This is a genomic window from Phyllobacterium sp. YR620 (genome assembly GCF_900104165.1).
Lineage (GTDB): Bacteria > Pseudomonadota > Alphaproteobacteria > Rhizobiales > Rhizobiaceae > Phyllobacterium > Phyllobacterium pellucidum.
The window spans coordinates 755,054-767,652 of the sequence record NZ_FNJP01000002.1 but is presented as its reverse complement, the minus strand read 5'-3'; the positions used below and the strand labels follow the sequence as shown (position 1 = coordinate 767,652).

11 protein-coding genes are annotated in these 12,599 nt (G+C 59.3%); 6 read left to right on the top strand and 5 right to left on the bottom strand.

The window, feature by feature from the left end; all coding sequences use genetic code 11:
* Positions 1–92 precede the first annotated feature (92 nt).
* From BLR72_RS10545 to ligD, 4 genes are all read left to right on the top strand, one after another.
* Positions 93–770, top strand: a complete 678-nt coding sequence (locus tag BLR72_RS10545) for a FadR/GntR family transcriptional regulator (protein ID WP_091948068.1) — start codon at positions 93–95, stop codon at positions 768–770.
* Positions 767–2,050 (top strand): CynX/NimT family MFS transporter, encoded by a 1,284-nt coding sequence (locus tag BLR72_RS10540; protein WP_091948065.1) that lies wholly within the window; start codon positions 767–769, stop codon positions 2,048–2,050. The genes BLR72_RS10545 and BLR72_RS10540 overlap by 4 nt, the downstream gene beginning before the upstream one ends.
* Before the next feature lie 80 nt (positions 2,051–2,130).
* Positions 2,131–2,979: a non-homologous end joining protein Ku gene (locus BLR72_RS10535; RefSeq protein WP_091948062.1), complete on the top strand. Its 849-nt coding sequence runs from the start codon at positions 2,131–2,133 to the stop codon at positions 2,977–2,979.
* Positions 2,980–2,994: 15 nt separating this feature from the next.
* Positions 2,995–5,544 (top strand): DNA ligase D, encoded by a 2,550-nt coding sequence (ligD, locus tag BLR72_RS10530; RefSeq protein ID WP_091948060.1) that lies wholly within the window; start codon positions 2,995–2,997, stop codon positions 5,542–5,544.
* Between the two features lie 9 nt (positions 5,545–5,553).
* Here ligD and BLR72_RS10525 read toward each other — a convergent pair whose 3' ends face one another.
* The 4 genes from BLR72_RS10525 to BLR72_RS10510 form a co-directional block, all read right to left on the bottom strand.
* On the bottom strand, positions 5,554–7,407 hold the full coding sequence (locus BLR72_RS10525) for an ABC transporter ATP-binding protein (RefSeq protein ID WP_091948057.1): 1,854 nt from the start codon (positions 7,405–7,407) through the stop codon (positions 5,554–5,556).
* 135 nt (positions 7,408–7,542) lie between these two features.
* On the bottom strand, positions 7,543–7,953 hold the full coding sequence (locus BLR72_RS10520; protein ID WP_091948054.1) for a hypothetical protein: 411 nt from the start codon (positions 7,951–7,953) through the stop codon (positions 7,543–7,545).
* A gap of 113 nt (positions 7,954–8,066) precedes the next feature.
* Complete coding sequence (locus BLR72_RS10515) at positions 8,067–8,879, bottom strand: non-homologous end joining protein Ku (protein ID WP_027231229.1); 813 nt, start codon at positions 8,877–8,879, stop codon at positions 8,067–8,069.
* A 63-nt stretch (positions 8,880–8,942) separates the two neighbouring features.
* Positions 8,943–9,242, bottom strand: coding sequence for a putative quinol monooxygenase (locus BLR72_RS10510; RefSeq protein ID WP_091948051.1), 300 nt, complete (start codon positions 9,240–9,242; stop codon positions 8,943–8,945).
* Between BLR72_RS10510 and BLR72_RS10505 the strand changes: the two genes are divergently transcribed.
* Positions 9,241–10,344: a DNA topoisomerase IB gene (locus tag BLR72_RS10505; RefSeq protein WP_091948048.1), complete on the top strand. Its 1,104-nt coding sequence runs from the start codon at positions 9,241–9,243 to the stop codon at positions 10,342–10,344. The two genes, BLR72_RS10510 and BLR72_RS10505, sit on opposite strands and share 2 nt — an antisense overlap.
* Before the next feature lie 199 nt (positions 10,345–10,543).
* Positions 10,544–10,843 carry a hypothetical protein gene (locus BLR72_RS10500; protein ID WP_175492328.1) on the top strand — a complete coding sequence of 100 codons (300 nt, stop codon included), beginning with the start codon at positions 10,544–10,546 and terminating at the stop codon, positions 10,841–10,843.
* Here BLR72_RS10500 and BLR72_RS10495 read toward each other — a convergent pair.
* The gene (locus BLR72_RS10495; protein ID WP_091948045.1) at positions 10,830–12,593 is read right to left on the bottom strand and encodes a putative bifunctional diguanylate cyclase/phosphodiesterase; all 1,764 of its coding nucleotides are present in this window, start codon (positions 12,591–12,593) and stop codon (positions 10,830–10,832) included. The genes BLR72_RS10500 and BLR72_RS10495 overlap by 14 nt on opposite strands.
* Positions 12,594–12,599: the final 6 nt, after the last annotated feature.

The window sequence follows — 12,599 nt, the reverse complement described above, 5'->3', positions numbered from 1 at the left end:
CCGGCCATACTTTGCAATCCAGCGGTGTTTATTGACATCCCGTTTTACCAGTCGTATTAGTCAAGTCATCAGATGACTTTAGGACTTTTGCCATGCAGCCCGCTGCGCGCACCAATCTTGCCGAAACGGCAGTTAATAATATCCGGGCGGAAATCACCACCGATCGCTGGAAGGTTGGCGACCGCATTCCGAACGAGGCGACGCTTGCCGACATGCTTGGCGTCAGCCGCGGCACCGTCCGTGAAGCTGTGCGCGTCCTCGTCGCGCAAGGCTACCTGGAAACACGTCAGGGATCGGGGACCTATGTTCTGTCCGTGATCGACACGGATGAAAGCCTACTGCGGATGCGGCGCACCGGGTTGCGCGATCAGGTCGAGACGCGCTGTGCGCTCGAGGTCGAGGCGGCAAGGCTTGCTGCGGCCCGCCACAGGCCAGAAACAATAGCACATCTGCGGCAACTGCTCGCCGATCGCGGCGAATATGATCCGGCCGATCATGATCGCTATGTTCAGCGCGACCTCGCCTTCCATAAGGCCGTCGTGGCTGCTTCGAACAATCTCGCCTTCGTCGAAGTCTACGAGTTTTTCTCCGCCTCGATTCAGGAAGTCATCAAGGCGACCGTGACGGGCGAACTTCCGGAACCCGACATGGCGGCGCACCTATTGATCGTCGATGCAATTGCCTCCGGCGATCCCGACCTTGCCGCGTTGACGACACGGGCTTTCATGGCTCCCATCCTGGATGAAATTGACCGGTTGCTTGCATCATGAACCACATGCCATCGAAATCCCGCGCTGAGGCGGCCATCGGCGATCAACTGATCAACGCCGAAGCCGACAGCGTGCCGGAGCCGCGTGCGCCGCAATTTTCGAGCCGCAGCGTCGCCATTGTCACCGGCCTCAGCCTTGTGCTCATTGCATTCAACCTCCGTCCGGTGTTTTCCAGCGCTTCGGCCCTTTTGCCCGAGATCATCGCGCAGACCGGACTATCGTCCTTCGGAGCTGGCGTCTTGACGACGCTCCCCGTCGTTTGCCTCGGCATCTTCGCGCCACTCGCGCCGAGACTGGCCCAGCGCATTGGCGCAGAACGCACGCTGCTCGGCGTGCTCCTGCTCCTTGCGCTCGGTACTGCGCTGCGCGGCCTGCAATCCTTGCCCCTTTTGTTCATCGGTACCGCCCTTGCCGGCGCCTGCATTGCTATCGGCAACGTCTTGCTGCCGGGACTGGTAAAGCGCGACTTCGCCAGTCGCACCGGCCTGATGACGGGTCTCTATACGATGGCGCTTTGCGCTGGAGCGGCAACCGCGGCAGGCTTTACCCTTCCGCTGCAACGCATGCTCGGCGGCTCCTGGTCGCTCGCGCTCGGCGCGTGGGCCCTGCCGGCGCTTGTTGTGGCGGCGATCTGGTTTCCGCATGCCTTCTTCCGCAAGGTCCGTACCAAGCATGCGGGCTTCAGGGTCGAAGGATTGTGGCGCGACCGCCTCGCCTGGCAGGTCACCCTGTTCATGGGGCTCCAGTCCGCCCTCGCCTATTGCATTTTCGGCTGGCTGTCGCCGATCCTGCGCGAGCGCGGCATGGATGGTGTAACGGCTGGCCTCGTCGTTTCCGTCTCGGTCATGGTCCAGGTCTTTGCCTGCCTTTTCGTGCCCTCCATCGCCGTGCGCTGCAAGGACCAGCGCGGGGTCAACCTTGCGCTCATTGCACTTGCCATCACTGGGCTGATGGGTTTCCTGTTCGCGCCGCTATCGACCGTATGGGTTTGGGCGGTCCTGCAGGGGCTTGGACAGGGTGGTCTCATCGCCATCGCCATGACGATCATCGTCCTCCGCTCGCCCGACGCGCACGTCGCCTCGCACCTTTCGGGGATGGCGCAGTGCATTGGCTACATGCTTGCCGCGGTCGGTCCGCTGCTTGTCGGCCTGATCCACAGCGTCACGGGCAGCTACGCCGCGACCGCGATCCTGTTCGTGCTATTGGGAATAGGCGTAGCCTTTTTCGGTTGGGGCGCGGGCCGCGCCGCGCATGTAAAAGCACGGACTATCGCAATTTAACAATTTCGGCATAGTATGCTACCAAGGTCGGAACCAACCGTGTTCCCCGGCATTTGTTGCGTAGCCGAAGGAGTTGAGTATTGGCGCCACGTGCGAACTGGAAAGGCTATCTCAAAGTGGCGGAGCTGAGTTGCCCCGTGAGCCTTTATACCGCCGCGTCGACATCCGACCGCATCGCTTTCCACACGATCAATCGCGCCACCGGACACCGGGTGATGCGACAGTTCATCGACAGCGACAGTGGCAAGCCGGTGGAAAAAGAGGACCAGGTCAAGGGATACGAAGTCGGCTCAAACGACTACATCGTCCTTGAGCCGGACGAGGTGGCAGCGGCCGTTCCCGAAAGCGACAAGACCCTCAATGTCGAGGCATTCGTGCCTTTGGATGAGATCGACGATCTTTACTTCGACAAGCCCTATTATTTAACGCCTGGCGATAAACATGGCCAGGAGGCGTTCGCGCTCATCCGCGAAGGTCTGAAAGCCAGGAAAGTTGCAGCTTTTGCGCAGACCGTCCTCTTTCGCCGCGTGCGCACGCTGCTGATTCGGCCGGACGATGCCGGGCTGCTCGCGACGACATTGCAGTTCAATTACGCGGTGCGGTCCGCCAAGGAAGCATTCGACGACGTGCCCGAGATGAAGATCAAAGGCGAAATGCTCGAACTTGCCAAGCACATTATCGATACCAAGCACGGCACGTTCGATCCCTCGAAATATACGGACCGTTACGAATCCGCGCTCGCGGAACTCGTCAAGGCCAAGCTCGAGGGCAAGGCAATCCCGGTTCGCAAACCCCAGAAGTCGGAAAAGGTTGTCGATCTCATGCAGGCACTGCGCGAAAGCGCCGGCATGACGGCAAAGAAGGCCGCACCAAAGAAGGCGGCGGGTACCAAGGCAAAGGCCGAACCTGCAAGGCGCAAAGCAAGCTGAATCTGGGTCTGATCGATGGTTGCGCTCGAAACCTACCGGAAGAAACGCAATTTCAAGACCACGCCCGAACCCAAGGGCCGCAAAGCGGCCAGTGCCGGGAACAGCTTCGTTATCCAGAAACACGACGCCACACGGCTTCACTACGATTTCCGACTGGAGATGGACGGTGTTCTCAAGAGCTGGGCGGTGACGCGCGGTCCGAGCCTCGTTCCCGGCGAGAAGCGACTTGCCGTTCATGTCGAGGATCATCCGCTCGAATATGGCGACTTCGAAGGCACCATCCCCAAGGGCGAGTACGGCGGCGGCACGGTCATCGTCTGGGATAGCGGCACCTGGACACCCGTATTCGACGAGCATCGGGGGTATGCCAAGGGGCACCTCGAATTCGAACTCCATGGCAAAAAACTATCGGGCCGCTGGCATCTTGTCCGCATGCAGGGCCGCCCACGCGAAAAGCGCGAGAACTGGCTTTTGATCAAGGGCGAGGACGACGCTGCGCGCACGGCGGGTGACCCCGACATTCTTGCGGAAAAGCCGGAATCGGTGAAGACCGGGCGGGAAATTGGCGACGTAGCCGGCGAGGCTCCGGGATGGTCTTCCAAGACCGGCAAGATCGACAAGAATGCCCCGAAAGCCCGGGCCGCAAGGAAAGCAGCGGCGCCAGCTATCGAGGTGAGTACGCCCGATCCCTCGACTATCAAAGGCGCGAAGAAGGCGAAGCTCCCTGTTTTCATCGAACCCGCCCTGGCGTCGCTTTCGACAAAGCCGCCATCGGGGGAACGCTGGGTTCACGAGATCAAGTTCGACGGCTACCGGCTGCAGGCGCGGATCGAGGCTGGCCGGGTGAAGCTTCTCACCCGTACAGGGCTCGATTGGACCAAGAAGTTCGGCAAGGAAATCATCGCCGCGCTGCAGGAACTTGCGGTCGGCACCGCCTTGATCGATGGCGAACTAGTCGTCGAAGCTTCCGCCGGAGCCTCCGACTTTTCTGCGTTGCAGGCAGATCTCAGCAGCGACCGCACCGATCGATTTATCTTCTACGTCTTCGATCTTCTCTATCTAGACGGTTATGACCTTCAGGCTCTGCCACTCCTCGAACGCAAGGCGGTGCTGCAGAAGATCGCCGGCGGCAGCACGGGCATGGTGCGGTTTAGTGAGCATTTCGAAGGCGACGGCCAGAACATACTCTCCCATGCCTGCCGGCTCAGCCTTGAAGGCATTGTTTCGAAACTGCGCGACGCGCCCTATCGCTCGGGCAGGGTAAAGAGCTGGATCAAGGCGAAATGCTCGCAAAGGCAGGAGTTCGTCATTGCCGGCTATGTCCCTTCGACGACATCGCGCAAGGCAATCGGCTCACTCGTCATGGGCGTTTACAATGGCGACAAGCTCGAACATGTCGGGCGTGTCGGCACCGGCTACAGCACGGCCGTCGCCGAGGATCTTTTTCGCCGCCTTGAGCGCATCCGTCAGCCGGAAAGCCCGTTTGTCGCGCGTCTTGCCGCCGATGCGGCGCGTCAGGTGCGCTACGTCAAGCCACAACTCGTCGCCGACGTCGAGTTCCGCACCTGGACGGCCGACAACAATCTGCGTCACGCCGCCTTCCGCGGCTTGCGCGAGGACAAGCCGGCGCACGAGGTTGTCCGGGAGACGCCCAAAATGAATGGGCAGATAAAACCGCAGAGGTCCACCGTGAAACTCACGCATCCCGATCGCATCTACTGGCCCGATCAGGGCGTAACCAAACAGGGACTGGCGGATTATTATACCGAGGTCTGGCCCTATATTTCGCCCTTCATCGTCGGGCGGCCGCTGGCGCTGCTGCGAAGCCCGGAAGGCATCACCGGCCAATCTTTCTTCCAGAAGCACGCGTGGAAAGGGCTCAATCCGAACATCGTCCTTGTGAACGACCCGATGGACAAGGATGAGGAGCCACTGATCAGCATCAAGGATCTGGACGGGCTGATCAGCCTCGTGCAGGCCGCCGTGCTCGAAATCCACCCCTGGGGCTCGACCGTAAAGGATTGGGAACGTCCGGACATGATCATCATGGATCTCGATCCCGGCGATGGCGTTCCGTGGGAGCAGGTCATAAGGGCGGCAGAGGAAACGCGCGAGCGGCTGGAACAGGCCGGCCTGAAGGCGTTCCTGAAGACCTCCGGCGGCAAGGGTCTTCATGTCGTCTCGCCCCTCAAGCCGAAAGCGGCATGGCTCGAGGTCAAGGCGTTTACCAAGGCGATTGCAGATTCGATGGCTGCCGACAGTCCTGGACTTTACGTCTCCACCATCACCAAGGCAAAGCGCACCGGCAAGGTCCTCATCGACTACCTGCGCAACCAGCGCGGCGCAACGGCGGTCGCACCCTATTCGACGCGGGCACGAGCAGGCGCGGCCGTATCGATGCCGCTGGAATGGAGCGAACTCACCCCGGGAATTGGACCCGCCTACTTCACCGTCCTCAACACGCCGACGCGTATCGCCTCGTACAAGGCCGACCCCTGGGCCGATTTCCGCGCAGCAGCGGCGCCGATCGAAAAGCCGAAGGGAACGCGCGCGAAGAAGGCCTAGAAAGCGGCTCTAGTCGATTTCTTCGGCAATAAAGCCTGCTGTCTGGCGTTTCCACAGGCGGGCAAACAAGCCGTCAGTCGCCACAAGTTCGTCGGGCCTTCCCTCTTCGACGATGCGTCCCTGATCGAGTACGACTATTCGGTCCATCATGGCAATCGTCGAAAGGCGATGCGCAATGGCGATCACGGTCTTCCCATCCATTACGAGATTGAGCTTTTCCTGGATTGCGGCCTCGGACTCGCTGTCGAGCGCGGAAGTCGCCTCGTCGAGGATCAGGATGGGGGCATTTTTCAGGAGAACCCGCGCGATGGCCACGCGCTGGCGTTGACCCCCGGAGAGCTTGATGCCGCGGTCGCCGACGAAGGCGGCGTAGCCCTTGCGGCCCTCACTGTCGGAGAGATCGGCGATGAAGCCATCGGCACTCGCCATCTTCGTCACCCTCTCGATCTCATGCTGTGTCGCATCCGGCCGGCCATAGCGGATATTGTCGCCGACCGAACGGTGCAGCAGCGCGACATCCTGGGCGATAACGCCGATGCTTTGACGCAGGCTGGACTGCGTTACGCTGCGGATGTCCTGGCCGTCGATCGATATCGCACCATCCTTGATGTCATAGAAACGCAGGAGCAGGTTTGCGAGCGTCGTCTTGCCGGCGCCGGAGAGACCTACGAGGCCGACCTTTTCGCCCGGGCGGATCGTCAGCGACAGATCGTCAATGACGGGTTTGCCCGACGCGTACGCGAAGCGGACGTTCTCGAATCGGATCTCGCCCCGGTCCACGACAAGCTCGGCCGCGTCCGGCCGATCGGTGATTGTCGGCGGTGTCGTCATAACCGGCATGGCGTCCTTGATCGTACCGATCGCCTGGAAGATCTGCTGGCCCATCTGCAGGAAGGTGAATGTGTGACCGGAGAAGCGACTGAGAACGTAGACGGCGGCCGTGAACTCGCCGATCGTGACGAAGCCGTCAACGAGGCCTGTAAAACCGATCCACAGGATCGCCAGCCAGTGCATCATGTTGAGGATGACGACGATGACCTCAGCCGTACGGTAGATCCGCTGTTCGCTCTGCTGCGCTTTGATCGCCTTGCCGATTATCCCTCTGATGGCACCGGCCTCGCTGTCTTCAGCGGCGAATTGCTTGACCATCTGCATATTGGCGTAAAGATCGGTGATGGCGCCGGAAACCAGGCTGCGACGCCTAGCGGAGCGCCGTGAGCGCTCGGTAAAGACGGGCGCCAGCCTGACGGCGAGCACTACGTTGAGCGTGATCCAAATTATGGACGGCAGCGCGAGCTGCCAGGAGAGCGCGCTCAGCAGAACAACGGATCCGACCATCTGCATGATGAATCGCGGAATGGACTGGAAGGCGGAAATGACCTGCTGCTGCACGGCTGACGCCACCTGCTGCAGGCGCGAAGCGACCTGGCCGGCATAGAGATCGTGGAAGAAGGCGAGGTCCTGCCGCTCGACCGCCCTGTGGCCCTGCCATTGAATGGCAGCCGGCATGCCGATCCCAAGCGTGTGCGAGTTCAGCGTATTGACGAAAAAAGACGCGATCGGGATGACGGGGAAAAGCATCAGGCCGAGGAAGATCAGCAGCATTCTGTCGTTGTGCAGGAAAGCGACAGCGCCCTGCTGTGTGACGCCATCGACGATGACAGAGAGGCCCCAGACGATCGTCAGGTTCATGGCCTCGATCGCCATGGTGCAGACGGCGAGCGTGATCAAGATGCCGCGAAACATCAGGACGAAGTGAAGAAGGACAGCCACTGGCCCCTTCGACGGCAGCGGCCTGTAGGGGATGTCGAGTGGCTGGATCAAATTCTCGAAGGGACGGTAGATTGCATCTGAAATTGACATGGCTCGATCGGACACCAGATGAGAAGGAGGGCGAAAACCTGAACCGCCGAATCGAGTGCCGTCCGGCCATAGTCTCAATCTATATCAGGGGCGTGGAGTTCCCCTATATTACGTCCGACATAGCTGTGCCGCCATTCAGTTCGATCGTCCAGACAGACCCTTGAATAATCTGCTGATCAGCGAAGGTGAACTTCGGACAGGAGCAGGATAATAGTCACCAGTCTGTGGATCGTAACAGTCGATGTCGTGGCGGTGCGCTGTTTCAACGATAAAGGCCAAAGCCTCCTGCAAACCGTCCCAGGTGAGGTGGAGCGACATGAAGTCGTCGGAGATCGTCGATTTTATCGGGCTGAACGTCCATATCGTAGCTCCGCCCTGAGGAGCGAGATCCGGATATCGCTTGAGAAGAGCATCCGCAAAGGCTTCAAGGCTCGGAGCGGCCTTTTTGTCCGTGCTTTCGGTTTTAGCATCCACCCATTCGTCAAAATTCGGATCACTAGGCGTCATGCCGGCGCTGGCAGCCCAACAATAAAAATCTGCTGACATATCAAATTGCCTTCTTGGCTCACGGCGTCAGCGATGGACGCCCAAATTGCTGATTGAAATCATTCATTCTAAAATTCGAAACCGTTCGTAGATAACAACAGAAATCGATCTTCCTACCGTTTCTTCGTCGGCTTGCTGTCGCTCGCTATACTCTTGCGCAGCGCATCCATGATGTTGATGACGTTGCTGGGCGCCTCTTCCGTTTCCGCCGCCTTGGCCTTTGCCGGACGCTTCTTGCCCTTTTTCTTGGCCGCGATGATTTCGAGCAGACGGTCCTGCACCGGATCTTCGGCCATCTTCGGATCCCACGATTTGGTGCGCTCCTCGATGAGTGTCTGCACCAGTTTCATCAGTTCAGGATCGGTCTTGCCGGTAGGAATATCGCCGAAATAGGCGTCGCCGTCGCGAACCTCGTCGCCATAACGGAGCGTCCACAGCACGATGCCGCGGCCGCGCGGCTCTATCATGACCGCCCGCTCGCGGCGATACATGACAAGGCGGGAAATACCGACCCTTCCTGTCGCCACCATCCCTTCGCGGATGACGGCAAAGGCTTCCTCGCCGACGGGATCATCGGGCGTCAGGTAATGCGGCTTGTCGTACCAAATCCATTCGATGCTTTCGCGCGGCACGAACATCTCGATGTCGATTGTGCGCGTGCTTTCGAGCGCGACAGCATCGATCTCGTCATCCTCGAGCACCACATATTCGTCCTCGCCGCGCTGATAGCCTTTGACCTGATCATCCTCGTCGATAGCCTTGCCGCTGACGGAATCGACATATTGGCTGACCACGCGGTTACCGGTCTTCCGGTTCAATGTATGAAACCGCACTTTTTCCTGATCGGTCGTAGCCGGAACCATCGCCACGGGACAGGTCACCAGAGACAGTTTCAGATAGCCTTTCCAGAAAGAACGAGGAGCCATGTCAACCTTTCCTTGCCGTCCAGCACGAAAGCTGCAAACCGCCGAATCGTTCCCGCATAGTAACTATGGCAGTTTTGCCGCCAAAACCTCAAGCTTGTTGATCTGAGGCGGACTGGCGAAAAGTTCATCCGCCCGCGCCATCAAAGCTGCAGCAACCTTGCCGGAAAGATGGGCGTTCCGCGCGCTTTCATCCGGAAAAGCATCGAAGATCGCAAAGTTGCTCTTCCCGATCCGAATGCCGAACCAGGCGACGGTTCCCGCTTCTTCGTTCACGAGCGGCAAGGCGGATTTGAGAAAGGCCGCGACCTCTTCCTCCTTGCCGGGTTTTGCTTCGAGCGGAACATAGAGAGCAAGTTTCGTCATGGTCATTCCTCCCTTGACTGCGATGCGCGTCACTCGGCGCTGGAACAGTCTCGCCGCAATCACGTTTCTCGGCAATAGACATGTGGAGACGACGGTGAAGCGCGGATATGAAGATTATGCAGAAGAGCTTGGCCTGAAACTGGTCGATCCGGCAGATTTCACGTTAATCCGCACACCCTTTAAGAAGGGCTTCCGCTATAAACGGATCGACGGCAAGCCGCTTTCTCCCAAGGACGAAGCCCGCATCGTTGCGCTTGTCATCCCGCCGGCCTGGACCGATGTCCGTTGCTGCGGTAGCGCCAAGGGCCACATACAGGCTGTCGGGCAGGACGTACTCGGGCGCCGGCAATACATCTATCATCCGAAATGGGAAAACGTGCGCAACAGCATGAAGACCAACCGTTTGCTTGCATTCGGCAAGGCCTTGCCGCGCATCCGCAAACGGGTGATGCGCGACATGCGCAGCAAGCCGACATCCGGAAAACCACTCGCTGCCCTTGCCATCAAGCTGATCGACCAGAAGGCGTTTCGTGCCGGTCACGAAAAATATGCCAAGGATGGCGGCCGTGGCATCGCTTCGCTTAAAAGTACCGATCTCAAGATCGACGGCAATACTGCAAGCTTCGTTTTTGCCGGCAAATCCAAGAAAACCAATGAGATAACGATCAAGGATCCGTCTGCGGTCAAGCGCCTGAGGCTGTTGAAGCGTCGGGGACGGCTGTTCCAGTACAAGGACGAGAATCGGTGGCGAAAGCTTCATGCCGGCAAGCTCAACGAATATCTGCGCGAGATTTCGGGTTCGAAGGTCAGCGCCAAGGACTTTCGCACCTTCCACGGTTCCGCACGGGCGCTGGCCTTCCTGGCCGGTATCGAGGCGCAAAGTGAATCGGCGCGCAAGCGCGCTGTTGCGGCGGCTATGCGCCATGTCAGCGAATTTCTGCGCAACACCCCGGCCGTGACAAGGTCGAGCTACGTGCACCCGTTGATAATCGAAAGTTTCAACGCTGGAGAACTTGGCGGGGCCTTGCTGCGATCGCCTCATCGAAAGGGTTTGAGCGGCCCCGAGACCGGCCTGATGCGGCTCCTCGAAGGCGAACGCTAGATGCCGGATATGTGTTCAAGGGCGTTTGAGAAATTTGGAACCGCAGGGCGCGATTCCGCATTGCGGTAAGTGGGCCGCGGAAAAGAGGAAATAAATTCGATTTGCTGGCGCTCGGAAAATGCGCTTAGCTCACATCATGCCCAGCGGGAGGCGACCCGCAATCATGGATGTGTTCTCGCCTTATCTGAGGGAGCGTGTCATGGCCTTTTTGGAAATCGACAGACGCATATTTACGACCACTGATTGGGAAATCATGCAGCGCGCGCATAATCGCGCTTCGATTCTGCTAGATCGTTGCCCAAGGACCGATCCTCGGTGCAATGAACTTGCGCGAACCATTATCGCAATGTTCGAAAGCGGGATCCGCGACGAGGATGAACTGGCCGCAATGGCGGCGAACCGCGAACTGAGTTTTCTCGGTGCGCGCGGTCATTTCCAGAAACCCTTCCCGATCGGGAAAATCAAGCAAGGAATGCCGGAGTCATTCACGGAACACTAGAGCCTTTACTCCGCTCGACAAGCAGTCGAGCGCCAAGGTCCGCCGCCGGTTCCGGGTAGGCGATTGCATAGCCCTGCAATGTATCGCAGCCAAGACGCCGCAACAATTTCGCGTGTTCGTTGGTTTCCACGCCCTCTGCGATCACTCCGATGCCGAGCGCCCGCGCTATTCCAACGATTGACCCGACGAGGCTCCTCTGCTCGGGCGAGATCGTGATTGGCATCACCAGGCGCCCGTCAATCTTCAGGCGCTTGGGTTTGAGTTTCAGGAGACCGATGATCGAGGCATGACCCGAACCGAAGTCGTCCACCTCGATGTCAATTTCCATTTGCTTCAGCAGGGAAATGTTGAGCAGGACCTCGTCTTCGAGCTCGTCGAGAAAGATCGTTTCCAGCAACTCGAACGAAATCGCATTGTGCGGAATCTGCAAAAGACGCAGCTGATTGATCAGCAAGGGATCGGACAGGCGGGCCGCCGATGTGTTGACCGCAATCCGTGGCACCGCGATGCCGCTTTCCTGCCAGACCTGCCGGTCGCGCAGCACTGCTTGCAGCATGGCTGCATCTAGATCGGCCATGAGGCCGAGCGTATTTGTCACCTTCAGGAAGGCCTCAGGGCCAAGCACGCCGCGCTTGGGGTGTCGCCAACGGGCCAACGCCTCTATGCCGACGATTTCACGTGACTCGGCATCGATCTGGATCTGGTAGAAGGGCACGAACTCGCCGCGCTCAAGGCCCCGCTTCACATGTTCAGCAATGCGACGGTCCCGCGAAAGTTCGCTTTTGAGGTGCGGCGCAAAGAATTCAACACGGTTGCGGCCGAGCTTCTTGGCGCGGTAGAGCGCGATATCGGACTCGGCGAGCAGGCTCGAGGCGTTGCCGTCATTGACCCAGGCGACGCCGATGGAGGCGCCGGTCTGCAGCAATGCTCCGCCGTGGGATACGCCCTGTTTCAGGAGGCGCACGATATGCTCGGCAACAACTTCCAGCTCCCGGATCGTCGCAAAATCCGAAAGGAGGATGATGAACTCGTCGCCGCCCATACGCGCAACGAAGCCGCCTTCCGGGACGACGGAAGCGATCATCAACGCCGCCGACTTCAACACGGCATCGCCCGCGGCATGGCCCGCCGTGTCGTTCACCTGTTTGAAATAATCGAGATCGACATGGAGCACGGCGAGGCGCTCCCTCAAGGGATCGTTCGACAGTTCGGCAAGACGCCTGTCGAAGAACCGCCGATTGGGAAGACCGGTCAGATAATCGTGCTCGGCAGCATATTCGATCTGAGCGGTGCTGGCTTCGAGGGCAAGCGTCCGTGCTTCGGCGATCGCCTTCTGGTTCGACAGTTCGCGGGTGAGCATGACATCGGCTGTCACGTCCCACTCGGCCCCAACGAACGTGCCGCTGCTGCCATCGTCGTAATAATGCGCCCGCGACCTGATGTGACGAATATCTCCGTTCGGGAGTATCACCCGGAACTCCGAGACGTAGTCGCTCTTGAGCTCGGCGGCTTCATTGAAGTCCTCCATGGCTCTTGCCCGATCGTCAGGATGAATCGCATTGATCCAAATTTCAGAGCTAACTCGTCTTTGCGTACCGCCGGTGCCATAGAGCCGGTGCATCTGTGAATTCCAGATCACCTCGCCGGTCTCGGCATTGTGCTCCCAGACGCCGATCTGCGATGCGTCGAGCGCTATTTCGAGACGACGAAGGATGTTTTGGAATTCTTGCTCTGATCGCGCCGACTGCATCTTCTC

Coding starts and splice junctions, on each gene's coding strand:
- BLR72_RS10545 (WP_091948068.1), top strand. CDS start 93: ATGCAGCCCGCTGCGCGCACCAATCTTGCCGAAACGGCAGTTAATAAT.
- BLR72_RS10540 (WP_091948065.1), top strand. CDS start 767: ATGAACCACATGCCATCGAAATCCCGCGCTGAGGCGGCCATCGGCGAT.
- ligD (WP_091948060.1), top strand. CDS start 2,995: ATGGTTGCGCTCGAAACCTACCGGAAGAAACGCAATTTCAAGACCACG.
- BLR72_RS10525 (WP_091948057.1), bottom strand. CDS start 7,407: ATGTCAATTTCAGATGCAATCTACCGTCCCTTCGAGAATTTGATCCAG.
- BLR72_RS10520 (WP_091948054.1), bottom strand. CDS start 7,953: ATGTCAGCAGATTTTTATTGTTGGGCTGCCAGCGCCGGCATGACGCCT.
- BLR72_RS10515 (WP_027231229.1), bottom strand. CDS start 8,879: ATGGCTCCTCGTTCTTTCTGGAAAGGCTATCTGAAACTGTCTCTGGTG.
- BLR72_RS10505 (WP_091948048.1), top strand. CDS start 9,241: ATGGTCATTCCTCCCTTGACTGCGATGCGCGTCACTCGGCGCTGGAAC.
- BLR72_RS10510 (WP_091948051.1), bottom strand. CDS start 9,242: ATGACGAAACTTGCTCTCTATGTTCCGCTCGAAGCAAAACCCGGCAAG.
- BLR72_RS10500 (WP_175492328.1), top strand. CDS start 10,544: ATGGCCTTTTTGGAAATCGACAGACGCATATTTACGACCACTGATTGG.
- BLR72_RS10495 (WP_091948045.1), bottom strand. CDS start 12,593: ATGCAGTCGGCGCGATCAGAGCAAGAATTCCAAAACATCCTTCGTCGT.